The organism is Bacteroidota bacterium (assembly GCA_016713765.1).
Taxonomy (GTDB): Bacteria; Bacteroidota; Bacteroidia; order AKYH767-A; family 2013-40CM-41-45; genus Pollutiaquabacter; species Pollutiaquabacter aromativorans.
Map to the genome: position 1 here is coordinate 189565 of JADJON010000001.1, position 26089 is coordinate 215653.

Here is a 26089-nt window from a genome sequence, read left to right on the forward strand (position 1 = left end):
CTAATGACTTTATTCAATCAACTGGAAACGCGAAACCGGAAACACGAAACTGAAAACCCTTTTTCAGTAAGCTCGCGCATTAACCCCCTCCACATAATTGATGAACGCCTTGCTCACCACGCGGTTGCCACCCGGTGTCGGGTAGTTACCGGTGAAATACCAGTCGCCGCGATGGTTCGGACAGGCGCTGTGCAGGTCTTCGATCTTTTGGAAAATGATCTCCAACTCCGCCTGGCAACCTTCGGGCCTGACGATCTCGGCGATCTTTTTACTGATTTGCTCGGCGGTGAAGGGCTGATAGATCATGCGCACGAAGTTCTTCATCTCGTTCACGCCTAATTCCAGTTGCTCCTTGCAGCGCTGGTAGGTCTCGTCGACGATGTGCTCGAGGTCATGTTCTTCCAGCAGGGCGATGGCGGCACGGAAAGCGACCAGGTCGCCGATGCGCGCCATGTCGATGCCGTAACAGTCGGGGTACCGGATCTGTGGCGCCGAACTGACGATCACGATCTTCTTCGGACCCAGCCGGTCGAGCATGCGGATGATGGAATTCTTCAGCGTGGTTCCGCGCACGATCGAGTCGTCGATCACAACCAGGTTGTCGACACCGCGCCGCACGCTGCCGTGCGTGATGTCGTACACGTGCGCCACCATATCGCCACGGTCCGTATCGTTGGTGATGAAGGTCCGCAGCTTCGCGTCTTTCAGGGCGACCTTCTCCGCGCGCGGTCGAATGGAGAGGATCTCGTTGAGCTGTTCGTCGGTGGGCGCTGCTCCCAGTTGGCGGATCTTCCGCTTCTTGACTTCTTTCAGGTAGTCTTCGATCCCGTTGATCATCCCATAGAAGGCGACCTCCGCCGTGTTCGGGATGAATGAAAAGACGGTGTTGCGGACATCGTTGTTAATCGACTGGAGAATGGAGGTACACAACAGTCGGCCGAGTTCTTTCCGCTCTTTGTAGATATCGGCATCGCTGCCGCGGGAGAAATAGATGCGTTCGAAGGAACAACTCAATCGCTGCACGGGCTCCTTGACAACCTCTTCGCTGATCTTTCCGTTCTTCTTGATGATCAGCGCATGGCCAGGACGGATCTCCTGGATCTGTTCCAGTGAAGCGTTGAAGGCTGCCTGGATGGGCGGACGCTCCGAGGCGACGACCAGCACTTCCTCGTCGCGGTAGTAATAGGCCGGGCGAATTCCCGCAGGATCGCGCAGGACGAACGCGTCGCCGTGCCCGAGCAAACCGGCCATGACATAACCGCCGTCCCAGTACTTGGACGAACGCCGCAGGATGCGGGCGATGTCCATGTGTTCGGCGATGAGTGGGGAACTTTCTTCTTTACTGTTACCGAGCTCGCGGAACCTACGGTAGAGTTCTTCGTTCTCTTCGTCGAGGAAGTGACCGATGTTCTCCATGACCGTTACCGTATCGGCTTTCTCCTTCGGATGCTGTCCGGGTTCCACCAGGTGGTCGAACAGTTCGTCGACGTTGGTCATGTTGAAATTCCCTGCGACGACGAGGTTGCGCGTCATCCAGTTGTTCTGGCGGAGGAACGGATGACAGGCTTCTATCGAATTGCCGCCATAAGTACCGTAGCGGAGATGTCCCAGCCAGAGCTCGCCGGTGAAGGCTACGTTTTTCCTGAGCCAGTCGGCATCCAGTAAGCGATCGGGATGGTTGGCCCGTACTTCCTCGAACTTCGCGCCGATGCGGCCGAAGATATCGGGCAGGGGTTGTTTCTCTACGGAACGGTAGCGGCTGATGTAGCGCGTGCCGGGCTCCACATCGAACTTGATGTTGGCGACGCCCGCGCCATCCTGTCCCCGATTGTGCTGCTTCTCCATGAGGAGGTACAGCTTGTTCATCGCATAAAGCGGGGTCCCGTATTTCTTAACGTAGTAGGAAAACGGCTTGAGCAGGCGGATCAAGGCAATCCCGCACTCGTGCTGGAGAACGTCAGACATCCGGTTGCAAAGGTAGCCAAAAGGCGGACGGCAGTCCAGTACTAAAGTCAGCCTAAAGGGCGGTATTCTGGCTATTTTTCAGTAGGCAGTGGGCGGTAGGCAGTAGGCGGTAGGCGGTGGGCAGAGGGCGGTGACCCCACGCTCTTCCACCCTCGTTTCTCGGTCTCGCAACTCGTCCCTCATTTCGCGGGGCTTGAAACCACAGGGATTTCTATGGACAAAGTCAAGTACCAGACTTGTGTTTTCCAAGATTACGCTGCGCAACTGGTTTTGGTAGTTGGGGTCGTAAGGTTGCTGGGTTCTCACCACGGCTAAGGCCAGGTGCAGGATCTTGTTTCGTGCTGCATTGATTGCCTGATACGGAGCTTTGCCCTGCTGGATCTTGCGTTGGTAGTATGAGCTGATTGTGCCGGCTTTGCGTTTTATCTGCGACCATACTCCAAGGGTAAGTACGGCCTTGAGTCGCATGTTCGCCATTTTGCTCACTCGGCTTCGGCCATGAAGACTTGTACCGGAACTATTAGGGGAAGGGGGCGCACCCGGCATAGCAGGCCAGTTGCTTGGGATTATCGTAATGCAGGAAGTTATTCGTACTGGCAATGAGTTCAATCGCCGCCACAGGCCCAATGCCGGGAACTGTTTGCAGTTCGTAATTACTGTTCAGACTACGATCCTGCCCGATGAGTTCCCGCAGGTTCTCTTCAAGCCTCTTTTGCTCTTGCTCCAGCTTACGCAGGGGCTCTTTGCAGTGTCGTTCAAGTGCAGCGGCCAAGACTTTTCCCAATGGCCTTCAACTCGCGGATCGGAACCTTCAGCATTTGAATACACTTGATCAAACGCTGACGCAGTGCCAGCAGGTCCTTCAGGCGCAACAGGCTCTCTGTGAGGAAGGCTGCAAAGCCGGGCCTTGTCATGGAACCGTACTGCGTACTCAGCAATGCGCATAGCATCCAGCTTGTCACTCTTGCCGCGTTGAAGACCCAGCGACCGCTTGATCGAGATGGGAAGCTCCAACCAAAGGGCGATTGCTTCCTTGAGCAGGTGATTTACCAGCGGACGATTGTAAATGCCCGTGTACTCCATGCAGACCAACAGTTCCGATGGGGCCACGCCTTTGCCCTTGAGCCAGCCTGTCAGCTTGCGGATTCCCCGGAGCGTATTGTCCACCTGACAATGCTCCATCGTACTGAGGTCTCCCTGGGTGACCAGGGCCAGGTCCAACGTCTTCTTGGACACGTCCACTCCCAGATAATGTGTGTACTGGTTTTTCATGTAACTTAGTGTTGAAGTTTCATTAACCACAGACTGAGAGGACTCAAACCCTTAATAGAAGGCTTCAAAGCCTAAATTTCTATCTGAGTTTTCTCAGTCACATCAGCAGGGGCTGAATCTCTGTATAGGCTTCAAAGCCTTGGACACGAGTAAGGTTCCCCTGTTGATGTGGTTAACTTGTCCTGGAGTTACAAGTCCTGAGATTGGTACTTTTCTAAGACTGTGGATACCGGTACAAACTAAAGGGACACGATGGGCAGTAGGCAGAAATCAGTAGGCAGTTGGCGGTAGGCGGTGGGCGGTGGGCAGTGGGCGGTGGGCAGAGGGCGGTGGGCAGAGGGCGGTGACCCCACGCTCTTCCACCCTCGTTCCTCGGTCCCGCAACTCGTTCCTTCATTCCGTCCCTCGCCCCTCGTCGCTCGTCCCTCCTTTTCACGCCCTGTCGGATTGGAAGACTCGCTCGGCCGAGAAGCGGAGGATGAACAGGTGCCGGTCGTCGAGGTAATCGTAATGAACTTCCAATTCGGAATGGTCGCAGATGCGTTTTACGATGGCCAGGCCCAGTCCGACGGAATCGGCCTGGTTGCCCTTTGAAGCGTTCGAAGATCTGACTACCCGGGATCGGCAATGGATCGCCGCTGTTGCCGACCACCAGTTCCGAGGCGGTAAGGCGGACGAGCAGCTCTCCTCCTTCTTTGTTGTACTTGATGGCGTTCGAGAGCAGATTGGTGATCAGGATGTCGGCCAGGTAGGGATTCATCAGCAGGAATACCCGTTCGTCGATCTCGTCGCGCACTTTCAGTTCCCTTGATTCGATGAACATATCGAGGTCGCCCAGTTGCTTCCGGATCAACTTGCCGAGCGGCACGTGTTGCTCCTCCGCATATTGCTCGTTCTCGATACGCGTGAGCAGGATGAGTCCGCGGTTCATCTTCGACAGGCGATTCACCGAATCGAGCGCGCTGCGGACCTGGTTCATCTGCTCCGGCGTGAGGTTATCGGACTGCATGATGATCTCCAGCTTGGAGCGAATGATCGCGAGCGGTGTCTGCGTTTCGTGCGACATGTTCTCTGTGAACTCCCGCAGGTTGCGGTAGTCGCGGGTCACCTTGTCGGTGAGGCGGATGAGCTCGTTGTTCAGCGTATTGAACTCGTCGACATTGGAAAACAGGAATCGCAGTTTACTGTTGCGCTGCACGTCGAATCGTTGCAGCATAGCGATGGCCTGGTAAAAAGGTCGCCAGATACGTGTCGAGAAAAAACGGTTGAGGAAGTAAAACAACGCGACGATGTCGATGCCGACCAGCAGGATGGTGTACACCATGCCGCGCCACAGTTCTTTGTTCTGCGTGCCCCTGTCCCAGATGCGGATCCGGTACGCCTTCTTGTTGATCTGCTGTTCATACGAGAGCACCCGGAACGGGACCAGGTCCTCTTCATAGGCGTCGTACAGGGCGGTATCCTTCAGGTAAACGCGAAAGGACGTAAAGCGCTCGATCGGCGTGACCTCGACCAGGTCGCCGAACTGGAACGGCCGGTCCTGCAGAAACGGTTGCGAGGCGATCTGCTCTTCAATGCGCGATTTCTTGATGAGCATGTGCTCGGCGATCTCCTTGTCGACCACGTAAAACACACGGTACGAGAGGAACGCGGAGCTGACCAGGAGCAACACCACCGAGGTAACCAGGTAATACCGGTTGGTGATGTTGAGCAGCCTCATTCTCCGGTGAATTTGTAACCGACACCGTAGACCGACTTGATATAATCGCGTCCGCCGCTATCGATGATTTTCCTTGCGCAGGTTCTTGATGTGGCTGTAGATGAAATCGAAGGAGTCGGCCATGTCGGCATGATCCCCCGCAAGTGCTCCGCGATGGCTTCCTTGCTCAACACCTTGTTCGGTTGCTGACCAGGTACATGAGTAATTCATGCTCTTTTTCGTGAGGCTGATCATCTTGTCGTTCACATACATCATCATCTCGTCCGGCATGACTTTGAGTTCATGGAAGACTAATTCCGACGCCCCTGAGGAGGAACGACGACGGAACACCGATTTGATACGGGCACCCAGTTCCGGCATATGGAACGGTTTAGGTGATGTAATCGTCCGCCCCGATGTTGAGGCCGGTCAGCCGGTCGTCCAGTGAATTCCGTGCGGAAACGATTAGGATACTGGTCTGGTGTTCCTTTTTCTGCATCTCCTCGATGACTCGTAGACCGCTTCCATCGGGCAGGCCGATATCCAGCACGATGCAGTCGAAGGATGCGCTCTCGATCTCACGAATCGCGTCCTGGAGATTTTGGGCCTGCCGGCATTCCATACCGATATCCCGCAGGTAAACCAACATTGAATTCAACAACTCCTGTTCATCCTCGACGATCAATACTTTCATGTGCTGCTTATTTATTATCAGTCTACTTGCTTTTTGTCAAAAAGTATGAAGGGAAACGGGATAAATCATGGATTATCGCTTGTTCGCTCCCATTTTCAGAGTCCATTCAGAATTGACTGCTTAAGTTTACGCTTGGAAAAAGGCTACCCTCTGCTGCGAACCATTCGGGAAACCAAATCCAACCTGCGCATTTCATGAAAAAGTATTTTTTACTGATGGTATTGCCCATTGCGGCATTCATCGTCTTTACAGCTGAAACCGCCAGCGACAACGGAAAAGCCGGTTACACGGGCTCTCCCAACGAGCTGTTGTGCGACGATTGCCACGATGCCTACACCATCAATACCGGTGGCGGCTCTGTAGTTCTTAGCAGCGCCAACACGAACAACTGGGAATATGTCCCGGGTCAGACCTATAACATGACGCTGACGGTCGCCCGAAGCGGCAGCCCGTTGTTCGGACTGGGCCTCGAAGCGCTGGATGCATCCAATGCCAATGCCGGTACACTCACGATTACGGATGCAGCGTCCACGCAGATCAAATCGAAACTGGTCGGCTCCGTTACCCGACGCAATGTGGTGCATCAGCTCGATGGCGGCGCAACGCCAAACAGCAAGATTTCAATTTCGCGTGGACAGCTCCGGCTACCGACATCGGTCCCGTTACATTCTACTTTTCCGGCGTTGCTTCCAACGCCGACGGTGATGAAACCATTGGCGATTATGTCTATGATGGCGTACAGGTGATCAACCCGGCCAGCACAACTGGAATCGGTAAGACCGATACCCCGGCCAGTGTTTGCTTCCCAATCCGGCTTCCAACCAGATTTCGGTCCGAGTAAATGGCACGACCAGTGTACGCCTGATCAATTCAGAGGGCCGCGAGGTCCGTAGCTTACAACCGCTAGAAACGGGATCGCAGGTGATCACCCTCGATCAACTGGATGTCCTGCCGCGCGGTTTGTATTTCCTCGAACTTCAACAGGCTGGAACACGCCAGCTTGAAAAAGTAATACTACAATGAATGAAAGCCCCGGAATCGCCGGGGCTTTTTCGTAAGATCGTCCTCCTACCAAACCCCTATGCAAAACAAATTGCTTTTTGCTGCCTTTGGTCTCCTGATTACCAGCAGCGCTTGCCGGACCGATCCGGAAGTTCCCGCGACTCCGAGGTCAGTTTTCAGACCCAGGTACAGGTAGCTGTCTTCGATTTGCAACTTGTCCGGCTGCCGCGGCAAACGGCGGCGAGTTTCCGTTGACGACCTATGAGGCGGTCATGCAGCACGTAACTGCCGGGGATGCACGGAACAGCAAACTCTATCAATCCATCACCCTGGGCGCCGATCGCATGCCCCCGGATGGTCGCGATCCCTTGTTGGACGAGGAGATCACGACCATCTATGTGTGGATTCAACAAGGCGCGAAAAACAACCAACTTCTACCACCCATGAAAAAGACCATCCCGGCGGCGTTATTGATCGTTTCCGGACTAACGGCCTGCTATTACGACAACTTTGAGGAGATCCATCCCACGATACCCGGTGGGACGACCGTGTCATTCCCGACACCGTATCCTATGCGACCAATATTCAACCCATCATGAATGCCAGTTGCGGAACGGATGATAACGGCTGCCATGACGCGGCGAATTTGATCAACCTTGGCGGCAACGGAAGCCTGGCGGATTATGCCGGTACCGTGGAAACCATCGCCGATGATGGTATCACCACCTTCATGGGTCGCATCCGGCAAACGGTCGCTCAAAGCAAGTGGATGCCGAAAGGCGGCGGTAAGATTGACGACTGCAGCATCGACAAGATCCAGAAGTGGATCGATCAGGGACAAATCAACAACTAACCATCCTCACACCTATGAAATTCCGACTACTTCTCTTCGGCTTTCTGACCGTTGCAGGCGCCGGCAGTCTTCACGCTCAGGACATGCTTAGCGCACTGGATACCGGCAATGAAAAAGATTTTTCCATCGCCACCTTCAAAGGTACCCGACTTATCAACTTCATACGACCGAAACGACAGGCCCCCGCACACTCGACTTTCGTATTTCCCACCGCTTTGGCGCGATCAACAGCGGTTTCCGAAGAAGCGTTCGGGATCGACCAGACGGCGAACATCCGTCTCGGGCTCGAATACAGTCCCGACGGACGGTTCATGTTCGGCATCGGTCGCAGCTCGTTTCAGAAGATGGTCGACGGATTTCTGAGTTCCGCCTTCTCCGTCAGACGACCAACAACAGCATGCCCTTATCGGTTACGCTTTTGCAGGCGCTTATCGTGCAGGCATCAAGAGCCCCCGTCATCAACGGCTTTGAATTGACGAGAAGGAAACCAGCCGTTGGTCCTTCAACTACCAGATCCTGATCGCACGGAAGTTCTCGCCGAGCTTCAGCTTTCAGATCGCTCCCTGGTACAACCATTACAACATGGTCACCAGCATCAGCGAGCAGAACGACTCCTACGGAGCATCAGCACTCTTCCGCTTGAAGTTCAGCAAGCGCTCGGCGATCACGGCTGAATACGCGTATCGCGCCAACACCTACTCGAACACCACCTACTACGACAGCTTCGGTGTAGGATACGAGATCGAAACCGGCGGACACGTATTCCAGGTTCACCTGACCAATTCATTCGGCCCTCGTTGAAAATCAATTTCTGCCCTATACGGATACCCAATGGAACGACGCGGGAATCCGACTTGGCTTCAACGTGTCGCGCGTATTCACCCTCTAAACATGAAAAAGATTTCATAAAAGCTCGCCGCAGTTTTTTGTGAATTCACCGAAAGTCTTGCACTGAGTCAGAAAAAAATCCAAATTCGCCGAGCTATTCAGATTACTTACAGAATTGGATTGGTATTTAGCACAAGCATTCAAACAGACATTATAGCGGTGTAAATAGGAAAAACTCCCTGTCGGTTTTGCCGCCTGCAGGGAGTGATTCCAACTCAAAGATAAAATTGCTGTTCAGACGTAACGGACCTTATTTGCAGAGGGGTGTCCGCCGGCTGTTCAGCAATTTTTTTGACTTCAACGCATCGATTGGTCAGTCGAATCCCGACTCGCTCGCCCCCAGAATTTTCATCGTTTTCTTCTCCTGCAGCAATCCTACCAGGCGCATCCGATCGTTCAGCTTCAGTCCTTTCAAAGGCACCTTCACCGCAAGTGATTTCGACTTCGCACCGGTGGAATACCAGAGCCTGACCACGGCATCGTGTTCCAGGATCTTTCCATTGTTAGACCGGCTTTACTTCGCTTTTCAGTCCGTCTTCCGTAACTGCGACCCGTACCACCCAATTCACTCCGGGCTTCGGCGTAATAGCCGTGAGGAATAGCGTATCCCGCAATACGGAATCCACTTGCAGTCGAAATCCGGGATCGCCGGAACTGATCAGCGCTTGATGGCGGCTTTGACGGAATCGCGTGACGAGGCTGTCATCTGCGCACGGCCATTGACAATCAACTGCGGGGTGTACAATTCCTTCTGCGGGAATGCCCGAGAATAATTCTCCTGCCGGAAAGTAAAGGCGTTGCGGCTGAAGGGATCCTTCCAACTTCCCTTGTTCCAGTAATCGACGTGAAAAGCAAGGCCGATGACCGGTTGTTTCGCCTTTCGCGCCTCACGGATCACTTCCTGAAAGACCGCATCTCCTGCCGGGCTGTTGGCATCGCTCTCGGATGTAAACAATTCCAATACTGCGAATCCGGACCTGAACGAACTTGTCTGGGCTGTCGCGGCCAGGTTCAACAGAAAAAAAACCGTGAGCATCCGTACAATCCGTGTCATCCGTGTGCTAAAAATAAAACTACTGTAAGTGTACTATGCAAACAGGCGTTTTTCCAATCCGAGCCATTCCAAGGCCGAGCCATGCAGCAGCCGTTCTTTGATGTCGTTGGAATAAGGCATCTCGCCGATCAATTTACCAGGCTCCAATTCACCGAGCGGAAAGGGATAATCGGTTCCAAGCGCGATCCTCTCCGGCCCCATGAAACGGACAAGATAATCCAGCATCACCGGGTCGTGAACGAGTGAGTCCAGCCAGAATTGTTTCAGGTACTTGCGCGGAGATTCAGGATTGTCCACCGCTACCAGATCGGGACGAACACGAAAGCCATGCTCGATCCTGCCAAAGGTCGCGGGGAACGATCCGCCGCCGTGCGCAAAGGCAACGCGCAGGCGTGGCAGGCGTTCAAAGATGCCGCCGAAGATCATGGAGCAAATGGCCAGGATGTTTCCGCCGGCATGCCGACGAGCCAGGGCAGCCAGTACTTGTTCATCTTCTCCTTGCCCATCATGTCCCAGGGATGCACGAAGATCGCGGCACCCAGTTCCTGCGCCGCCTCAAAGACCGGAAACAAGGCCGGCTCGTTGAGGTTCCAGTCGTTGATATGCGAGCCGATCTGAACTCCCGCCAACCCGATTTTCATACAACGCTCCAGTTCCCGAATCGCAAGCTCCGGTGCTTGCAGCGGGATGGTTCCAAGGCCGATGAAACGCTTCGGATAGCGCTGCACGATATCCGCGATGTGATCGTTCAGGAACATGGAAAGGTCGAGCGCGTCCTGCGGTTGCGCCCAATAACCGAACATGACCGGAATGGTCGACAACACCTGCACGCCGACCTGGTGATGGGCGCACTCGCGCATGCGGACTTGGGATCCCAACAGTTGTCCTGGATCTCGCGAAAGAATTTTCCATCGATCATCATCCTGGCGCAACAGGGCTTATGATGCTCCAGAGAAACGAAGCCGCCATAACCGAACTTTTTGCGAAAGTCGGGGAGTTCCGAAGGCAGGATATGCGTGTGGATGTCAATTTTTAGCATTGGCCTTCTTCTTGGCTATTTCATCAGCCTCCCGGAAATACTTGTTTGCCATGGCTTCATCGCCCAGGTTCCGATACGTGAAACCCAACATGCGGTAGGGTACCGCATAATCCGCCTCTTGCTCGATCGCTTTCTTGAAAAAGCCGATCGCTGTTTCCCACTTTTGTCTGGCATCCGCCAGGTAGCGGTCGCGTTCGGCAGGATTGTTCATCGCCTGCTCGCGGGCCCCTTCACCATAGACACCGTAAACGCTGGCCAGGTTGTTCCACGCGTGCGAATATCTGGGATTGTATTTGACCGCCTGTTCGAAATGTTGCAGGGCCAGATCATACCTCCGCGTGTTGAACAGGAGATTGCCGTAGTTGCTGTGCGCCACCGGGTTGGTGGTTGATCTCGAGCGCCCGGACAAAGTCCTGCTCGGCTGCATGATAATTGTTCAGCACGTACTTGTTATATGCGCGGCGTTGCCAGGCGTCGCCGTACGGTTCCCAGATCGAAATGGCGGTGTCGAGCTGCGCGATCGATTCGACTAACGCGGCCTTGATAGCTGCCGAGTCAGGAAGTGTGGTTAGATAGTCTTCCGCCTGAAATATGATTCCCTACATAGAACCGCATGTGCGCGCTGCGTGGTACTTTTTCAGATCGGTATTGAAGAGCCTCGTCTCGTCGTGCCAATCCTGGTTGCGTGCCAGGGTCAGCGAGGAAAAATCCGAGTACGACCAGGGCTGTCAGCACCAGGGGGTACCGGGGTTATCCCCGACTGCGGACTCAACCAGCCGGCAAGCCGATCCAGTAACACCGCTACGACGATGCACCAACCCAGTGAAGGGACAAACAACAGGCGTTCGGCATAGTTGGTCCCGATGAGCATCAGCACGTTGGAAATGATGGAGATTGTAACAAAGTAGAACAGGATACCGAAGGCGATGGGGTCGCGCTTTTTGAAATTCATGATCGCGTAAACCAACGCGCCGATGTGAATCAGGAATGACAGGATGAACTTCCAATCGCCGGGACCCGCCGGATCGAAGGCCGCGTAGGATCCGTCGCAGATAAGCGGGTGTGGGATAAAATGCTTGTACAGATAAACGCCCAGGAGATAGATCGCCGAGGTACGCTGGGTGACAAAGTCCTTGATCCCGATGAGGTGGTTATCCACCATTGCATACGGTGCAGATTGATACTGCCCGAGAATACTGGCCCGGATCAGGAGGAACAATACCGCCGGTACCGCCATGGAGACCATGACCCCGCGATAGTGGCTACCCTTCGCTTCCGAGAAAAGTACAACGCCAGCGGCACGGCGGCGAGATAGGTGATCGCCGATTCCTTCGACAACAGTGCCGCGAAGAAGGAAAGCGCCAGTATCGGCAGGTGCTGCCATTTGCCACCCCGGGCATACAACAAAGCCGAGCGGAGTGTCAGCAGGAAGAACAGCATGCTGAGAATCTCGTCGCGGCTCTTCACATTGGCGATCACCTCCGTGTGCAGGGATGGACCGCATACAACAACGCGATCGCGAACGGGATAAAAAGCGATCGCGGGAAACAGAGCAGCAATACGCGGAACAACAGGAAACACGTCAGCGCATAGAGGATGACGTTGTCTATGTGTCCCAGTGAAGGGTTGTCAGGGGAAATGCTCCACTCGATCGCAAAGGTCGCTTTGGAGAGCGGACGATACAACGTGTGGTCGGAGACGTCCATGCCCGTACGGTAGGTGGTGCTCATGATCTCGGGGATGGCCGAGATCCCCCGCTTGGTCAGCTTGTTGTCGGGAATGACGCCCCAGTCATCCAGCGCCCAGCCGTGTTGAAAGGTGTTGGCATAGACCAGGAACGCGACGATTGCGACGATCAACCCGGCCCAGTTACGGGATCGCTGTTGTTGCTGCAACTCGGCTGCCTGCTGGCGCTTGGAAGGTTGCGCAGATTGCTGTTGCTGCGCGATCTTCTCTTTACGGGTAAGTTTCTTGCTCACGCGGATGGAACAGGTTGGGAAGCAAATATACCCGCACTGGCGGGCATATTCGGATTATTTCACGGGTACAGGCGGCTCCATGACGGCTCCGCAATGCTTACAGGTACGTTTTGTTTGTCCTCGTAAAGGCCGTCATGGCTTTCGCCAACTGATCGACGATGTCTTCCAGATCAAAGTACTCCTCGTGCAGCAATTGGTGGCAGCTTTCGCAATACCATTGGAGGCCGTCCTTCATGCCCGGACGTCGCTGCACTTCCATGACCAGCCCGACCGTATTGGGACCTCGCTGCGGTGAATGCGGAGTCCTGGCCGGCAGAAGAAAGATCTCGCCTTCCTTGATCGGAATGTTCACCGGCTTGCCGTCGTCGATGATCTTGACCACGATGTCGCCCTCGAGCTGATAGAAAAACTCTTCCGTCTCGTTGTAATGGTAATCCTTGCGGCTGTTGGGGCCGCCAACGACCATGACAATGAAATCCTGGTTGGGCTGATAGACGACCTGATTCATCACCGGCGGCTTGAGCAGGTGACGGTGTTCGTCGATCCATTGTTTGAAGTTGAACGGGCGGGTTACGGGCATGGCGGTTGGGGATTGGCTGCGTGGCGAATTTAAGGGTTTAGGGTTTCGAGTTTCCAGTTTCGGGTTTCCAGTTTCGGGCTGATTTTCTGTTCAAAACCAAAAACAACTCGGAACCGGAATAGTGAAACTGTTGACCTTTAAATTGAACTCGGGGGTCGGTCTGGATCGAACTTTACAACATAAAACGACTCGAAACCGGAAACCCGAAACCCGAAACGATTAACCCCCGGTCAGGTTTTCTTCTTCGCAAACCACTCATTCAACTTCTCCCCCACCTCCTTGGCGAGCTCTTCGGCTTTGGCGCCGGCTTGTTTGGCTACGGCTTCGACCTTATCGCGTACGTCGTCGAACTTCTCCCGCACGGTATCGCAAATTCGCCGCCCTCGGCGACCCGGTCGAGCTCCGCGTGCAGGATGTGCGGGAACTTGAGTTTGAAATGGTCCATCACCGCCTCGGCGGCCAGTTGCGCCTGTTCGTCGGTGAGGTTGGCTTTGAGCTTGATGAGGTTGGCGAGGTGGGTCATGGGGAACCGATTAGAAGTTTAAAGTTAATAAATTTACATGGTTAATCCACTTTACATCCTCCCTATGTTTGGTTTGATCTCTGGAAAGTTTCAGGGCATATATAGGCGCTTTGGCTTTTACTTATTCCGCAACTTCTCTCCCAATCACATCTTTTATTATAACTAGCATATGGCTAATAACTCACACACCCTTTTTACCTCGGCGCGGGAGCAAGCGTTCCTGTACTTCCAGTTACGAGCGACATATTAAAAGAGGCCAATAATTTTATTAATCATATTGAAGATTACAAAAGAAGCTGCCCAATAGACCCGGTATTACTAAGCCCGGAGCTTGGTTTACTATCTAATTCTCTTGATGACTTACTGAAGGATATTCGTTTTTTAAAGGCGGCGTGTGAAAAACATATAAGCACTGACACTGCTGCTAAAAATATCTTTCGCAAGAGCGCGTATTTGAATATGAAAAAATAAAACAGTCTCTCACCGATCTTTTCTCTTTTGTTCAATTCACTAAATCGGTCAGCACACGGTATGACGCATTTATCGCTGCGCTTTATGATCATCGCAGATCTAAACTGCCAGAACAAGTAAAAGTTGTATCATGGAACTATGATTTTCAATTTGAATTGGCGTTTTCTGAATATTACAATCGCTACACCTATCAGCATGTGGCAGATGCCCTTAATCTTACTCCACACTCCAATCGTTCACCTTCGATAAACTCTTTCTTTCTATATAAAATGAATGGGAGCGCTACCTACTTTGACAACTCAAATAATGAGGAATTTGCGCCGCTATTCTCCAAACTTAATACGGATCGAACAATCGAAAGCGTGATTGAAGGAATTGTCCATTATCGTTCCAGGTTCTATAAAAACAATATACGATTTGCATTTGAATCCGACTTAAATTTTGAAACACTTAATCAGCTCCTATCATCCATTTATAATTGTGTAAATGTTGTTATTATCGGCTACTGCTTCCCCTTTTTTAACCGGGAATATGATAACTTTCTTCTAACGGATACTATTTTTGATAACATTTACATTCAATGCCCGGACAAATCCTTTGCGGATATCAGCAGTGTGGTAGATAGTTTCATTCAACATAAAAAACCCATTCAACACATCCATGCGAATGAGAATTCACCATTCTTCATTCCACGAAATCTCTAATTGAATCCGCTACTATCGTGCGTTGTCCTTCACTCTTTAGCGGCCTCTACGGAAGCGGACATTACGCCTTTGCACTTTTCTTCTTCTTCGGCTTCTTCTCCTCCCCAAACAAGCCCGCCGTATACTTCTCATACAACTCAAACAGGAACTCCATCCGCTTGGCTTCCGAGGGGAAAGGCTGCGGACGATACGCCAGGTCTACGGCCTTGTCCAACTCCTGATGGGCTTTCAACAAGACCGGCGGCATGGTCAGCGGGTCGTAGAGATCGGCCAGGCTGCTTTCCGGGAACTGCGTTCTTGCATCCAATACAGCCTGCGCAGCCTGCTCGATCTGTGCTTTCTGCTTTTCAGTTGGGGATTCGGGCCAGGGGAAATTGTTATAGACAATAGTATTTGAATAGCTAATGTCACTCTTTAGTCTACCACAAGTATTCTTAGTCCAGGTCATATGCATTAAACTAAGCAATACGCCTAGGTTATAAAATGATGCCTTGGGAACCACGAAAGTTTTATCAGTAATAATATAGTTTTCATCTAAAAAGGCAATTGGAATATATCGTCGATTTTCGGATGATACTTTAGGTATTAATATAAACTTTCCGACTGGTTGACGTTCTTCTGCAAAAAGATATGGGTATTCAGCCATTCTTTTCGTGCCCTCTCTAGTGCTTTTCAGTCGAAAGTCTTTGCATTTTTGAAGTCGATCTTTTATTTCAGGCAACCTACTAATAAAAGAGATATCCATATCTTTTAACCATAAGCACCATCTAATAATATTGTTAATAAAGTCGTCTCCACTAATTAATCTTTTGAAGTAATGAGCGATGTTTTGGTGTTTTTTACTAAACTCCTGGTACTCCGCATCGGTAAATATCAAAATCCTCCATCCCTTGCCGCACTACCTGACTGCATTCTTGGCACTAAAACAGATAGGGTTCGAGATTGAATCTAGTATGACGTCCCGAGCTGAAACCAAATAAGGGTTAATATTCTTTACAATTGTCAACTCCGGATCTCCAGCTATATGATCATAAAAATATAATCTCTTTTTCGTTTATATCATATTGACCAAAACCTATGATAACTACATGCACTGCCGCTTTGCCTTGGCTTCATTTGACCATTTAAATGTACGATGAGCAAAGTGTATTTTCATTCCCAGGTTCTTTATCAAGTATCCCCAGAGAATTCCCACCTGTTCTCCTTGAGCAATCGAATTTGTGGAAACAAATGCAGCCCTAATTTTTGTTCCATTAATAAGTTCAGCCGCTTTAACATACCAGCCACACACATAATCAAGCATGCCAAACGATGATAGTCTTGTGAGTGCATTAATAAGATCATTCTTCTGAGCATCTGTTTGGTATGCCGTTCCAATGAAGGGCGGATTTCCTAATATATAACTGAGACTATCTTTGGATACGACTGCTTCTCAATTCATTGCAGTGCATTCCCATGCACAATATTCGCCGCCTTCTGCAGGGGTAGTCGCACGAAGTACTGTCCGAATTCGTTGCTCACCAGCATGTTCATCTGGTGGTCGATGAGCCACATAGCCACTTCGGCGATGCGGGCCGGGAATTCTTCGATCTCGATGCCGTAGAGCTGGTCCACGTTGAGCAGCATCACCTCGCGGATGTCGAGCAGGCCCTGTCCGCCCTTGTACAGCGAGCGCAGCACCTCCAGCTCGAGCAGGCGCAGCTCCCGGTAGGTGATCACCAGGAAGTTCCCGCAACCGCAGGCCGGGTCGAGGAAACGGAGCGAGGCCAGCTTCTTGTGGAACTCGCCCAGCCGGGCCCGGTTGCCTTTCACGCTTTCGAACTCTTCCCAGAGCGCGTCGAGGAACAGCGGCCGGATCAGCTTGAGGATGTTCTTTTCACTCGTGTAGTGCGCACCCAGGTTGCGGCGTTCCTGCGGGTTCATCACACTCGGGAACATCGAACCGAAAATGGCCGGAGAGATCCGCGCCCAGTCGATGGAACAGCAGTCGAGCAGGGCCTTGCGCATCTTCGCGTCAAAGCTCGCCAGCGGCAGGGCTTCTTCGCACAAGCGGCCGTTCACATAGGGGAATTCCGCCAGTTGTTCGTCGAGGTTCTTCAGGCGCTTTTCGCGGGGCGTGTTCAGCACCTGGAAGAGCTCGGCCAGCCGTGCCGCCAGGTCGGAGCCGTCGGGTTGTGTGCGTTGCTCGAGGAAATCCGGAACCGCTGTTTGTTGAAGATCGTCGTGTCGTCGGCAAACAGGCAGAACAGGATGCGGACCAGGTACACCTCCAGCGGATGTCCCGTATAACCGATCTCCTCCAACCGATCGTGGAGGCGGCCCATCAGCTCCGCCGCTTTGATGTTGGCGGGGTCCTGTTCCTGGAAGACTTTCTTCTGGTAGCCGATGATCGCCCCGAAGAGTTGCACATTACCCACCAGCTCGTCGAGCCGGAATTCGGCGATGGTGCCGTCTTCCAGATCGTGCAGTCGAAAGCGTTCGAAGTCGGACACGAGGATGAAGCGGGGCAACTCCTCTTCTTTCAGTCCGTGCGTGTACTCCCGGGCCTGCTCATAGGCGCGATCAAGGTTCTTCCCCCGGCTTTTCATTTCCACGAGGATCACGCCCTTCCACAACAGGTCGATGTAGCCGTCGGCCTCGCCCAGCTTCTTGACCTTGTATTCAAAAGTGGCTACCCGTCGCCGGGTAATTCCAAACACCTCGAAGAAGCCCTCCAGGAAAGGCTTGGCATCGGCCTCTTCGTTCGTCGCGTCTTTCCATTCCTGCGCGAAGCGTACCGCGCGTTCCTTGATCTCGTTCCAGCTTAGGGGCATAGGTTGGTTTAGTTCTTCCGGAAAGGTTTCAATCGGGCGATCATCGGTTTGCTGCGCTACGGATCGCCTGGGGCCGTTAGTCCCGCATTTCCGTGTAATTCTATGAAAAACCTGAATTTCCGGTACGGCAAGGTACGGACTGCCCCGCCAATCGGAAAACGAGTGTCTGAGCGTTCAAATATTGTTTATGTTCATGATTCGCGAACCTTTACTATATTTGAACGTACAATTCGAAAATGGCTGAAAATTCGATTTTTAAAAGCTGCTTTGGGCCAGTTCCGGGAGGCGACCGGGATGTCGCTTCGCGTGGAGAGGGATGATCCGGAGGGTGTGGTGCTGGAGTTGGGGGGCCTGGAATGGGCCTTTCGAACGCTGGTCCGTAATGAATTGCGGGAACACCATCTGGGTGGTTTGCTGGAGGAAATCGGACGGGAGCAGGAGCGCACCCTGCTCATCACGCAATACGTGAGCAAGCCTTTACGTGCGCGTTTGCGGCAGTCGGGGATCCGTTACCTCGACGCCTCCGGCAATTGTTACATACGCGCGGGGCATTCGGTGCTGTTTGTGGATGAACGCAAGGTGAGTCGGCAGCGGCGTTCCGGCTTGAGCGGGTTGTGGAAACCGACGGGACTACGCTTCCTCTTCACCGTTCTGGTAAAGCCCGAAGTCCTGCAGGCCGATTACCGTACGATCGCGGTCGCCTGCCGGTTGTCGCTCGGAACCGTTGCCGGCCTGATGCAGGAATTGGAACGGTCGCCGTACTTCAAGAAGGTCAAAGGTGTCTGGCAGGTGAACGATCGTGAATCGTTATTGGCTCGATGGCTGGATCATTACCACAGCCATCTGCGGCCACGACTGCGTCAGGCGCGTTATCGTTTTGCGCAAGAGCATTGGCGTAAGCACTGGGCGCAACTCGACGTGTCCGATGCATATTGGAGCGGTGAGCCGGCAGGGGCCTTGCTCACCAATAACCTGCGGCCGGAACAGTTCAGCCTCTTCAGCACCTGGAGCGCCGGTGATCTTGCACGAAGACTGCATCTGCTTCCGGATACCAACGGAGAAGTGGAAGTCCTGCAACCCTTCTGGAACACCAATTACCTACCTGCCGGTCCGCTGCACACCGCGCCGGTTTTACTCGTCTATGCTGAGCTTATGGGAAGCAGTGACAGTCGGAACCGCTCCATCGCGAAGCAGATTCGGGAGGAATATCATGTCTGACGCGTCGCCTGTCCCACTCGATCAGGCTACGTTGGAGCTACTCGCCGATATGGAGCCGGTGCTTCGGAGGATGGGCGTGCGCTGGTTCCTGATTGGCGCCATTGCCCGGGACCTGCTGCTGCCGGAAACAGCGACGGGAAATTTTGAACGCGATCGCCTGAATAGCATTCGGCTGCATCATCGCGGCGGGATGCTGGCCGATCTGATCCCGTTTGGCGACCTGGCAACAGAGCAAGGCGAAGTGCACCTGACACGACCCAGCGTTCTCACGCTGGATATTCCGGGTTTGCTCGAAGTGGAAGCCCGAATTGTCAGTCACCAGATCGCAGATCGAACCTGCTACACTTGTCCGCCGGAGGGTCTGCTACTCTTGAAACTACTCAGTAACGATGATCGTCCGGAGCGAACACAGGACCTGACGGATATCCGTTTGCTACTCGAAGCGGTTTTCAATATCGCTGCATACGAAATCGCAACGGAACACTTCGATCTTTTCGATCAATACGAGGGGACAAGCAACCAAAGCTATGGGCAGGAGATCGCGGGGCATTTCCTCGGTCGCAAACTGAAAAGCCTGTTGCAGTCCAATGACAAACTACGTACGAGAATCCTCACGATTCTACGAAAAAAAGATGATGCAATCTGGTCAGCCATGGCTCGTGGATTGAATGACGCGTTCCGGTCTCCAGGAATATAGTGTCGGTTTAATTGAAACGATAATTCGTACTTTGACTACACTTTTAAAAGCTCTATATCATGGCCAGTTGCACCCAATGCGGACAGTTCACCAAGTTCGAAGGCGGACTGTGTTATAGCTGTTATGCTGAAAAGAAAATGGAGAAGAGCCCGAGCCGGAGACGATGGAAATCCGCGCACTCAATTCCGGTGGTCTGACGGAGAAAGAGCGCGCCTACAGGTACGGCATGATCAAAGGGCGCATTGCCGAGACCCTGGTTCAGGAACTCTTCTTAAGCCTGGGCTATAACGTCTTCCGTTACGGCATGGAGAATACCATACCGGGTATCATGGAATTGCTGAAAGGTGTCCGCTCGGAAGTGGCGCAGGAGATTCGTCGGATGCCGGATTTCGTGATGCAGAATCCGAAAACCAAGGATGTCCATTTTGTCGAAGTGAAGTTCCGGGCCAAAGGAACGTTCACCTTCGAGGATTTACCGAAGAACTATCCCTTCGAAAACGCCTTCTTCATCGTGGTTTCCAAGAAACACATCAAGTGCATCAGCTTTCAGGAACTGAAGGAAGGTAAATCGATTTCCCCCGAAAGCCGGAATTATCTTGGCTCTCGAAAGGAATTCGATCTTGACAAGGATGTGATCATTGAATTCTGTGAGTTTGCTGTCAAGTTCTTTAGTCAGGTCTGATACTCCACTATCTCTTCGCCGAAAGCATATTAAAACTGCCGGATCATTTATTCACCCTTCTACGCCATGAGAAAAGGCTTAGCAAATAACATTAGAAGCGCTGGATTATGGATTTGGCTGATGCTAGTGCTTGCTCCCTTTACACTTTTCGCCCAACGCGAATACGCCGTCTGCGATTCGACCTTTCATGTGCTGAATGCGGATTCGACGCTCATTGCCGGTCGGTATACAATTTACCTGGAGACCGCTGCCGGTACCAGTCCGGTACACGATTTCAGTCTGCCGGACCCGGATCAATACATCCGCGACTTCGATATCGTAGCGCCGAACCGTTGGTTCACACTCGTCGGCAGCAGATACATCGGCGGTCCGACGACGCTTTGGCGCTCGGATGATCGCGGGAATTCCTGGCAGGTGGATTCTTCTTTCTGTGCAGCCGCAAGGAATACAGACCCTTCGCCGAATTATTGGAACTCGGTCAACCAGTTGCAGCATTTCGGTACGGATACATTGGCCCTGTTTCTGGGTTATTACCAGTCGGGGAGTGGCTTATTCCATTGATGGAGGTGCCAGTTGGACCAACTGGATGCAAAACCTGATCACGCATTACCACGCCATCTTCCAGTGCGACACGACCTACTACCTCTTCGGGCTGGAAGGCGACGCCTTTCGTTCGTGGGCCTTTGCTTTCCCGCGTTATAAACTCTTCCGGAACGATTCGCTTGTCAACTTCCAGGTCTTCGGCGGTACGGGCGATCATCCCTTCTGCTCGAATGGCGACAGCAGTTGTTTTTTCGTGCCCGGCAGTTTGAACCGTTGCGGACAGTATCACTACATGCGCGACTACATCGACAGCCTTTGCCAGCTAACGACCGGAATCGACGCGGTGAATTTCTCCAATGCTGACGGGCTGTTCGTGTTTCCGAATCCCGGCAACGGCTTATTCGGGATCCGATTTCCCGGCGACTGGGTTGGAGCAGCCAATGTGACCATCAACGATCTTGCAGGACGAACGGTACGATCCGTTCGTCTTCCGGTTTCGATCAACACCAACCTTGATCTTAGCCACCTTCCAGCCGGAACGTACTTGTTGCACCTGGAGAATCATGGACAGCTCAGAATAGGAAGGCTGCTAAAATACTAACCGGTCGATATTATCACTCCATCAGTTGCCGGAGAAGTAGCAATTGAATAATCTTTCAATCATGTCAGTCCGCGTCCTTTGTGCATTCTTCACACTCTTCCTTTTCCACGTATTGACTTGTAGTTCCCAGGCAGATCAGGTTCCTGCTCGTTCCCATACCCGCACCTATCACTGCCTCATCCGCGGTGATTCAACCAAGCACTTCACCGTTCGCTACGCGATCATCCAATCGGTCACCGACAGCGGGTTCTACTATTCCGCGGTCAAACACGGCTCGCGTTCTTTTGAACGGGAAGTCCGGTTCATGCCCGCGCGCTATATCGACGAAATGAAGATCGGCCGAAAAGGCAAAACAGGAACCGGCATCCTCGTGGGAGGGTCGTGGGTTTCTTTGTGGGCGGTGTGCTGGGCTTGTCGGGAGTGCCGGATTACGGTATACTCGAGTCAATACCGCCAGAAGAAAACGCCCTGATCGGCGGAACACTGGCCGCATTTCCGGGATTGATCATTGGTGGAATCGTGGGATCCGCGCGTGAAAAAATCTATCTCGGAAAAGATCCGGTCACCTATCAACGGAACATACTGCGTTTACGACGCTTTTCGAAAATGCCCTGAACAGGGCGCGACACCCAAGCACCTATCGCACCGGCACCCAGATCTCCTCTTCCGAATCCTCTGCTTCTCCCCTATACCGCTCATCCATCCGGGCAAAGTGCGGTCGGTCATCGAGCGAATAGCCGGAGCCGGGGAGCCATTGGGTAAAGATGTAGCGGTACAGGTCCGCGCCTTTAGAAGCGGGGCCACGATACAAGAAGACCGCATATCGACCGTCTGGCACGCGCAATTCGCTCATCCCATCGGGGACTGCTTCCTGCTCCTCGACTTCCACCGCGGCCCACTTCGTGAATTCCCTGGCCGGATCAAATACTGCGAAATGATCCAGGCCATCGTAGACCTCCAGCGAATACAAAACACCATCGCTCACCGACCGAAGCTCGCCCCGGCGGGGCATGAAGCGTTTCCACAATGCGGCCGTAGTGTTTTGGACCAGCGACTGCCGTTGCGACATGCCGATGAGGCGAAAGGATGGAATGGTACGGATTTCAGGCTGTATGGACATGGTGCTGGATGCAAGGTAGTGCTGAACAGCGCGGCGAACAAGATGGCATTGGTTATTGGTGATTGGTGATTGGTGATTGGTGATTTGTAATTAGAAACTGGTAATTAGAAATTAAAAACTTGGTAACTGGAAACTCGCCCGCCTGCCGCAGTTTTATCGAAGGCAGGAAACCCGGAACCTGCCCGCCTGCCGCAGCTTTAGCGTAGGCAGGAAACCCCCTCGCCGTCTTGACCCATTCACAAAATCTCCCGTCATTTACGGAATGAATCTCGATCTGCGCGGTAAGAAAGCCCTTGTATGCGGTAGTACGCAGGGTATCGGAAAAGCGGCGGCGCTGGAACTTGCGCTGCTCGGCGCCACGGTTACCTTGCTTGCGCGCAACGAATCCGATCTCAAAAAGACCTGCGGCGAGCTGTCATCGGTCTTTCATCAGAAGCACGATTATCTGGTCGCCGATTTTCCAAACCCGAAGAACTCCGGGCATCGGTCGAGCGCTACCTGCGCAACGCAGGCACGGTGCACATTCTGATCAACAATACCGGTGGACCTCCGGGCGGACCGATCACCGAGGCGAAGACGGAAGAATTCATCCAGGCGTTTTCCAATCACCTGGTGTGCAATCATATCCTGGCCCAGGCCGTATTGCCCGGCATGAAAGAAGCGGGTTATGGGCGCATCGTCAATGTGATTTCTACCTCGGTCAAGCAACCGCTGAAAGGTCTGGGCGTTTCCAACACCGTGCGCGCCGCGGTAGCGAATTGGTCAAAAGACATTGGCCGGTGAAGTCGCGAAGTACGGCATCACCGTCAACAACGTCCTGCCCGGCGCCACCAACACCCAACGCCTGCGCAGTCTGATCGACGCCAAAGCCCAAAAAACCGGACAGCATCCCGACGAAATCAAAGCTGAAATGATCCACGAAGTCCCCATGGCCCGCTTCGCCGAAGCTTCCGAGATCGCCAACGCCATTGCCTTCCTCGCCAGCCCCGCCGCCGCCTACATCACGGGCATCAACGTGCCGGTGGATGGGGGAAGGACTTCGTGTTTGTAGTTTACGGTTTCGCGTTTCCAGTTTCAGTTTCCAGTTTCGGGTTTCGGGTTTCGGGTTGTTTTTGTTGAAGAGTTTTCTTCTCCTTACTGTCGCCCTTTGTACTTCGTTCCCTTGATTTGAGATTGAATCAGATAGGACATTAGTGCGCCTGTCTTTTGTGAAAAACTGACGGCTTAGTTGCCGCAGGATTTCCATTTCCGAATCGGGAACCCAACCTGATCAGCCGCCACAACCAGTTGGGAATACAATTCACCGTTGGAACCTTTGGCGATGGAAAGAAAATTCGTGAACTCCCGATTGCCTCCGCGCTCAAATCCCTCTGAAATATTGGAGATCATCGATACGGATGCGCTTCGAATCTGTGATCGAAAGCGAAGATCTTCCTGGAATTCGCGCGATCTTGTAATCGTAAAAACAATTTAGTTCACCTGCCGGGCGATCTTCCAAATCTCCAGGTCCTCGAAGGTTTTAATGCTGGCCACGAAGCAAACATCCAAATCGCTTCGAGGAATTGCATCCAATAAATGCGGAAACTAATATTAAAAAAACCGAAACTCGAAACCGGAAACCCGAAACCTACAACCTGTTTCCTTTGATCTCCTCCACCACCCCGGATCCAGCAAGGTCGTAGTATCCCCGAGGGACTCCACTTCGCCTTCGGCGATCTTGCGGAGGATGCGGCGCATGATCTTGCCGCTGCGGGTCTTGGGTAAGCCGGAGACGAACTGGATCTTGTCGGGCTTCGCGATGGGGCCGATGATCCGACTCACCGTGAGCGCGATGTCCTGCCGCGTGAGGTTCTCGTCGCCGTGCGTGCCGCTGTAAATGACATAAGCGTAGATGCCCTGTCCTTTGATGTCGTGCGGGTAGCCGACAACCGCGCTCTCCACCACGCCGGCGTGCATGTTGATCGCGTTCTCCACTTCGGCGGTTCCGATGCGGTGGCCGCTGACATTGAGTACGTCATCGACACGACCCGTGATCCGGTAGTTGCCCTCCGCGTCGCGGTAGCAGCCGTCGCCGGTGAAGTACAGGTTCTCGTAGGTCGCGAAGTAATTCGTACGACATCGCTCATGGTCACCGTAGGTGGTTCGGATCATGCCCGGCCAGGGAAAACGAATGCAAAGATTGCCGTTGACATTGTTGCCGGTGATCTCTTCTCCCTTTTCATCAACCAACATCGGTTGAACACCGGGTAAGGGAAGCGTGGCATGCGCCGGTTTTGCAGGTGTCACACCAGCCATGTTGGAGATCATGACTCCGCCGGTCTCGGTTTGCCCAGGTATCGACGATCGGACATTTTCCCTCCCCACGTTCTCGTGGTACCAGTTCCAGGCTTCTTCGTTGATCGGTTCGCCAACCGTACCGAGTACGCGCAGGCTGTTGAGGTGCTTACCCTGCAACGGTCCGAGTCCGTATCCCATCAGCGAACGAATGGCGGTTGGCGCGGTGTACAGGATATTCACGTGGTACTTGTCGACGATATCCCAAAACCTTCCAGCGTCCGGCCAGGTGGGAACCCCTTCGAACATGAGCGAGGGGGCGCCGGCGCCGAGCGGACCGTACACGATATAGCTGTGTCCGGTGATCCAACCAATATCGGCTGTACAGAAGAAGATCTCGCCAGGGCGGTACTGAAAGACATTGGCGAACGAATAGGTGGTGTACACCATATAGCCCGCACTCGAGTGCACGACCCCTTTCGGCTTTCCGGTGGATCCGGAAGTGTAGAGGATGAACAAAGGATCTTCCGCGTCCATTTCTTCCGCCGGACAGTCCGGATTGCCCATCGTTTCCACTTTGCGGATCTCGTCTTCCCACCAGACGTCGCGGCCTTTGATCATGGACACGGGAGTCCGCGTACGCGTGAGTACGATCACCCGCTTCACAAACCGGTATTGCACCAGCGCGTCATCGATCACGCTCTTCAAGCCGATCTCCTGTTGCCACGAAAGGCGCCGTCGGAGGTGACGATGAACTCGGCCTGTGCATCCGTCAGACGATCTGCGATGCTTTGCGCGCTGAAGCCGCCGAAAACCACGGAATGAATCGCGCCGATGCGTGCGCAGGCCAGTACGGCGATCGCGAGCTCGGGCACCATGCCCATGTAGATGCAGACCCGGTCGCCTTTTTTGACGCCGTTATTCTTCAACACATTGGCGAACTGTAGACTTTCGTGTGCAAGTCGCGATACGTCAGTACCCGGTGATGCTCTTCCGGATCGTTCGGTTCCCAGATGATCGCCGGCTTGTTGCCCAACGATCCCAGGTGACGGTCCAGGCAATTTTCCGTGATGTTCAACTTGCCACCAGAGAACCATTTGACGTCCGGGTCCCGAAAATTCCACTCCAGTGTTTTTTTCCCATCGCTTACGCCAGTAAAATTAGCCGCCACATCGGCCCAGAAACCTTCCGGGTCCTGTACACTGCGACGGTAGGCAGCATCGTAAGCTGGTCGATCGGTATGTTGAAAGGGGTAGGACATGGGCGTTCGAACGTGATGTTGATACGAAGATAGCGATTAGTAGGTAGGTATTGGGCATTGGTGATTGGTGATTGAGGCGAAATAAACCGGCATTTCTAATTACAAATAACCAATCAAAATTTCAAATCCTGTTTCCCCGCCTCCACGAAATCCAGGT

27 protein-coding genes and 5 pseudogenes are annotated in these 26089 nt (G+C 53.1%); 13 read left to right on the forward strand and 19 right to left on the reverse strand.

Annotated elements, in window-relative coordinates:
• Positions 1–63 precede the first annotated feature (63 nt).
• From IPJ96_00875 to IPJ96_00900, 6 genes and pseudogenes are all read right to left on the reverse strand, one after another.
• On the reverse strand, positions 64–1965 hold the full coding sequence (locus IPJ96_00875) for an amidophosphoribosyltransferase (protein ID MBK7908906.1): 1902 nt from the start codon (positions 1963–1965) through the stop codon (positions 64–66).
• 78 nt (positions 1966–2043) lie between these two features.
• Complete coding sequence (locus IPJ96_00880) at positions 2044–2511, reverse strand: transposase (protein MBK7908907.1); 468 nt, start codon at positions 2509–2511, stop codon at positions 2044–2046.
• Positions 2486–2584 carry a transposase gene (locus IPJ96_00885; protein MBK7908908.1) on the reverse strand — a complete coding sequence of 33 codons (99 nt, stop codon included), beginning with the start codon at positions 2582–2584 and terminating at the stop codon, positions 2486–2488. Before IPJ96_00885 ends, IPJ96_00880 begins: the two co-directional genes overlap by 26 nt.
• A gap of 41 nt (positions 2585–2625) precedes the next feature.
• Positions 2626–3201: a transposase gene (locus IPJ96_00890; protein ID MBK7908909.1), complete on the reverse strand. Its 576-nt coding sequence runs from the start codon at positions 3199–3201 to the stop codon at positions 2626–2628.
• Positions 3202–3451: 250 nt separating this feature from the next.
• Positions 3452–4957, reverse strand: a complete 1506-nt coding sequence (locus IPJ96_00895; GenBank protein MBK7908910.1) for a HAMP domain-containing histidine kinase — start codon at positions 4955–4957, stop codon at positions 3452–3454.
• A pseudogene (locus IPJ96_00900) lies at positions 4954–5630 on the reverse strand (response regulator transcription factor). Before IPJ96_00900 ends, IPJ96_00895 begins: the two are co-directional and overlap by 4 nt.
• 194 nt (positions 5631–5824) lie before the next feature.
• On the opposite strand from IPJ96_00900, the gene IPJ96_00905 reads away from it, so the two are divergent.
• The 6 genes from IPJ96_00905 to IPJ96_00930 all read left to right on the forward strand — a co-directional run bounded on the left by IPJ96_00905 (position 5825) and on the right by IPJ96_00930 (position 8286).
• Entirely contained in the window at positions 5825–6376 is a 552-nt protein-coding gene (locus tag IPJ96_00905) for a hypothetical protein (protein ID MBK7908911.1), read from the forward strand.
• A gap of 52 nt (positions 6377–6428) precedes the next feature.
• Positions 6429–6653: a T9SS type A sorting domain-containing protein gene (locus IPJ96_00910; protein ID MBK7908912.1), complete on the forward strand. Its 225-nt coding sequence runs from the start codon at positions 6429–6431 to the stop codon at positions 6651–6653.
• Positions 6654–6904: 251 nt separating this feature from the next.
• Complete coding sequence (locus IPJ96_00915) at positions 6905–7231, forward strand: hypothetical protein (protein ID MBK7908913.1); 327 nt, start codon at positions 6905–6907, stop codon at positions 7229–7231.
• Complete coding sequence (locus IPJ96_00920; GenBank protein MBK7908914.1) at positions 7228–7485, forward strand: hypothetical protein; 258 nt, start codon at positions 7228–7230, stop codon at positions 7483–7485. The genes IPJ96_00915 and IPJ96_00920 overlap by 4 nt, the downstream gene beginning before the upstream one ends.
• A gap of 14 nt (positions 7486–7499) precedes the next feature.
• Entirely contained in the window at positions 7500–7961 is a 462-nt protein-coding gene (locus IPJ96_00925; GenBank protein MBK7908915.1) for a hypothetical protein, read from the forward strand.
• A gap of 106 nt (positions 7962–8067) precedes the next feature.
• Positions 8068–8286 carry a hypothetical protein gene (locus tag IPJ96_00930; protein MBK7908916.1) on the forward strand — a complete coding sequence of 73 codons (219 nt, stop codon included), beginning with the start codon at positions 8068–8070 and terminating at the stop codon, positions 8284–8286.
• A 400-nt stretch (positions 8287–8686) separates the two neighbouring features.
• Here IPJ96_00930 and IPJ96_00935 read toward each other — a convergent pair whose 3' ends face one another.
• The 10 genes and pseudogenes from IPJ96_00935 to IPJ96_00980 all read right to left on the reverse strand — a co-directional run bounded on the left by IPJ96_00935 (position 8687) and on the right by IPJ96_00980 (position 17536).
• Complete coding sequence (locus IPJ96_00935; protein ID MBK7908917.1) at positions 8687–8848, reverse strand: hypothetical protein; 162 nt, start codon at positions 8846–8848, stop codon at positions 8687–8689.
• A 183-nt stretch (positions 8849–9031) separates the two neighbouring features.
• Positions 9032–9427: a DUF1223 domain-containing protein gene (locus tag IPJ96_00940; GenBank protein MBK7908918.1), complete on the reverse strand. Its 396-nt coding sequence runs from the start codon at positions 9425–9427 to the stop codon at positions 9032–9034.
• A 33-nt stretch (positions 9428–9460) separates the two neighbouring features.
• Positions 9461–10466, reverse strand: a pseudogene (locus IPJ96_00945) (amidohydrolase).
• Positions 10453–10893, reverse strand: a complete 441-nt coding sequence (locus tag IPJ96_00950; GenBank protein MBK7908919.1) for a tetratricopeptide repeat protein — start codon at positions 10891–10893, stop codon at positions 10453–10455. The pseudogene IPJ96_00945 and the gene IPJ96_00950 overlap by 14 nt, the downstream one beginning before the upstream one ends.
• A gap of 267 nt (positions 10894–11160) precedes the next feature.
• A complete protein-coding gene (locus tag IPJ96_00955) occupies positions 11161–11703 on the reverse strand; it encodes a hypothetical protein (protein ID MBK7908920.1) in 543 nt (180 codons plus the stop codon).
• Positions 11673–11945, reverse strand: coding sequence for a hypothetical protein (locus IPJ96_00960; GenBank protein MBK7908921.1), 273 nt, complete (start codon positions 11943–11945; stop codon positions 11673–11675). The genes IPJ96_00955 and IPJ96_00960 overlap by 31 nt, the downstream gene beginning before the upstream one ends.
• Positions 11942–12445, reverse strand: a complete 504-nt coding sequence (locus IPJ96_00965; GenBank protein ID MBK7908922.1) for a hypothetical protein — start codon at positions 12443–12445, stop codon at positions 11942–11944. The genes IPJ96_00960 and IPJ96_00965 overlap by 4 nt, the downstream gene beginning before the upstream one ends.
• Positions 12446–12542: 97 nt before the next feature.
• A complete protein-coding gene (locus IPJ96_00970) occupies positions 12543–13025 on the reverse strand; it encodes a 3-hydroxyanthranilate 3,4-dioxygenase (protein ID MBK7908923.1) in 483 nt (160 codons plus the stop codon).
• Between the two features lie 316 nt (positions 13026–13341).
• On the reverse strand, positions 13342–13548 hold the full coding sequence (locus tag IPJ96_00975) for a hypothetical protein (protein ID MBK7908924.1): 207 nt from the start codon (positions 13546–13548) through the stop codon (positions 13342–13344).
• A 1236-nt stretch (positions 13549–14784) separates the two neighbouring features.
• Positions 14785–17536: pseudogene (locus tag IPJ96_00980) on the reverse strand (class I SAM-dependent DNA methyltransferase).
• A 267-nt stretch (positions 17537–17803) separates the two neighbouring features.
• Here IPJ96_00980 and IPJ96_00985 point away from each other — a divergent pair.
• The 6 genes from IPJ96_00985 (at position 17804) to IPJ96_01010 (ending at position 21749) form a co-directional block, all read left to right on the forward strand.
• Positions 17804–18754: a hypothetical protein gene (locus tag IPJ96_00985; GenBank protein ID MBK7908925.1), complete on the forward strand. Its 951-nt coding sequence runs from the start codon at positions 17804–17806 to the stop codon at positions 18752–18754.
• Positions 18747–19451, forward strand: coding sequence for a hypothetical protein (locus tag IPJ96_00990; GenBank protein MBK7908926.1), 705 nt, complete (start codon positions 18747–18749; stop codon positions 19449–19451). Before IPJ96_00985 ends, IPJ96_00990 begins: the two co-directional genes overlap by 8 nt.
• Before the next feature lie 163 nt (positions 19452–19614).
• The gene (locus tag IPJ96_00995; protein ID MBK7908927.1) at positions 19615–20133 is read left to right on the forward strand and encodes a hypothetical protein; all 519 of its coding nucleotides are present in this window, start codon (positions 19615–19617) and stop codon (positions 20131–20133) included.
• Positions 20134–20253: 120 nt separating this feature from the next.
• Positions 20254–20694: a hypothetical protein gene (locus IPJ96_01000; protein ID MBK7908928.1), complete on the forward strand. Its 441-nt coding sequence runs from the start codon at positions 20254–20256 to the stop codon at positions 20692–20694.
• Positions 20678–21277, forward strand: a complete 600-nt coding sequence (locus IPJ96_01005) for a T9SS type A sorting domain-containing protein (protein MBK7908929.1) — start codon at positions 20678–20680, stop codon at positions 21275–21277. The genes IPJ96_01000 and IPJ96_01005 overlap by 17 nt, the downstream gene beginning before the upstream one ends.
• 61 nt (positions 21278–21338) lie before the next feature.
• Complete coding sequence (locus tag IPJ96_01010) at positions 21339–21749, forward strand: hypothetical protein (GenBank protein MBK7908930.1); 411 nt, start codon at positions 21339–21341, stop codon at positions 21747–21749.
• A 165-nt stretch (positions 21750–21914) separates the two neighbouring features.
• Here IPJ96_01010 and IPJ96_01015 read toward each other — a convergent pair whose 3' ends face one another.
• Positions 21915–22397 carry a GyrI-like domain-containing protein gene (locus IPJ96_01015; protein MBK7908931.1) on the reverse strand — a complete coding sequence of 161 codons (483 nt, stop codon included), beginning with the start codon at positions 22395–22397 and terminating at the stop codon, positions 21915–21917.
• Between the two features lie 262 nt (positions 22398–22659).
• Here IPJ96_01015 and IPJ96_01020 point away from each other — a divergent pair.
• A pseudogene (locus IPJ96_01020) lies at positions 22660–23448 on the forward strand (SDR family oxidoreductase).
• Between the two features lie 173 nt (positions 23449–23621).
• Here the strand turns inward: IPJ96_01020 and IPJ96_01025 are convergent.
• Positions 23622–23867, reverse strand: a complete 246-nt coding sequence (locus IPJ96_01025; GenBank protein ID MBK7908932.1) for a four helix bundle protein — start codon at positions 23865–23867, stop codon at positions 23622–23624.
• 157 nt (positions 23868–24024) lie between these two features.
• A pseudogene (acs, locus tag IPJ96_01030) lies at positions 24025–25932 on the reverse strand (acetate--CoA ligase).
• Positions 25933–26089 lie beyond the last annotated feature (157 nt).

What these genes read in the sequence shown, in the direction of transcription:
- IPJ96_00950 (MBK7908919.1), bottom strand. Translation starts at nt 10,893, where the DNA reads ATGCAGCCGAGCAGGACTTTGTCCGGGCGCTCGAGATCAACCACCAAC.
- IPJ96_00925 (MBK7908915.1), top strand. Translation starts at nt 7,500, where the DNA reads ATGAAATTCCGACTACTTCTCTTCGGCTTTCTGACCGTTGCAGGCGCC.
- IPJ96_00955 (MBK7908920.1), bottom strand. Translation starts at nt 11,703, where the DNA reads ATGGCGGTACCGGCGGTATTGTTCCTCCTGATCCGGGCCAGTATTCTC.
- IPJ96_00930 (MBK7908916.1), top strand. Translation starts at nt 8,068, where the DNA reads ATGGTCACCAGCATCAGCGAGCAGAACGACTCCTACGGAGCATCAGCA.
- IPJ96_00905 (MBK7908911.1), top strand. Translation starts at nt 5,825, where the DNA reads ATGAAAAAGTATTTTTTACTGATGGTATTGCCCATTGCGGCATTCATC.
- IPJ96_00875 (MBK7908906.1), bottom strand. Translation starts at nt 1,965, where the DNA reads ATGTCTGACGTTCTCCAGCACGAGTGCGGGATTGCCTTGATCCGCCTG.
- IPJ96_00975 (MBK7908924.1), bottom strand. Translation starts at nt 13,548, where the DNA reads ATGACCCACCTCGCCAACCTCATCAAGCTCAAAGCCAACCTCACCGAC.
- IPJ96_01000 (MBK7908928.1), top strand. Translation starts at nt 20,254, where the DNA reads ATGCTAGTGCTTGCTCCCTTTACACTTTTCGCCCAACGCGAATACGCC.
- IPJ96_00990 (MBK7908926.1), top strand. Translation starts at nt 18,747, where the DNA reads ATGTCTGACGCGTCGCCTGTCCCACTCGATCAGGCTACGTTGGAGCTA.
- IPJ96_00895 (MBK7908910.1), bottom strand. Translation starts at nt 4,957, where the DNA reads ATGAGGCTGCTCAACATCACCAACCGGTATTACCTGGTTACCTCGGTG.
- IPJ96_01015 (MBK7908931.1), bottom strand. Translation starts at nt 22,397, where the DNA reads ATGTCCATACAGCCTGAAATCCGTACCATTCCATCCTTTCGCCTCATC.
- IPJ96_00920 (MBK7908914.1), top strand. Translation starts at nt 7,228, where the DNA reads ATGAATGCCAGTTGCGGAACGGATGATAACGGCTGCCATGACGCGGCG.
- IPJ96_01010 (MBK7908930.1), top strand. Translation starts at nt 21,339, where the DNA reads ATGTCAGTCCGCGTCCTTTGTGCATTCTTCACACTCTTCCTTTTCCAC.
- IPJ96_00915 (MBK7908913.1), top strand. Translation starts at nt 6,905, where the DNA reads ATGCAGCACGTAACTGCCGGGGATGCACGGAACAGCAAACTCTATCAA.
- IPJ96_00880 (MBK7908907.1), bottom strand. Translation starts at nt 2,511, where the DNA reads ATGCCGGGTGCGCCCCCTTCCCCTAATAGTTCCGGTACAAGTCTTCAT.
- IPJ96_00995 (MBK7908927.1), top strand. Translation starts at nt 19,615, where the DNA reads ATGGAAATCCGCGCACTCAATTCCGGTGGTCTGACGGAGAAAGAGCGC.
- IPJ96_00940 (MBK7908918.1), bottom strand. Translation starts at nt 9,427, where the DNA reads ATGACACGGATTGTACGGATGCTCACGGTTTTTTTTCTGTTGAACCTG.
- IPJ96_00970 (MBK7908923.1), bottom strand. Translation starts at nt 13,025, where the DNA reads ATGCCCGTAACCCGCCCGTTCAACTTCAAACAATGGATCGACGAACAC.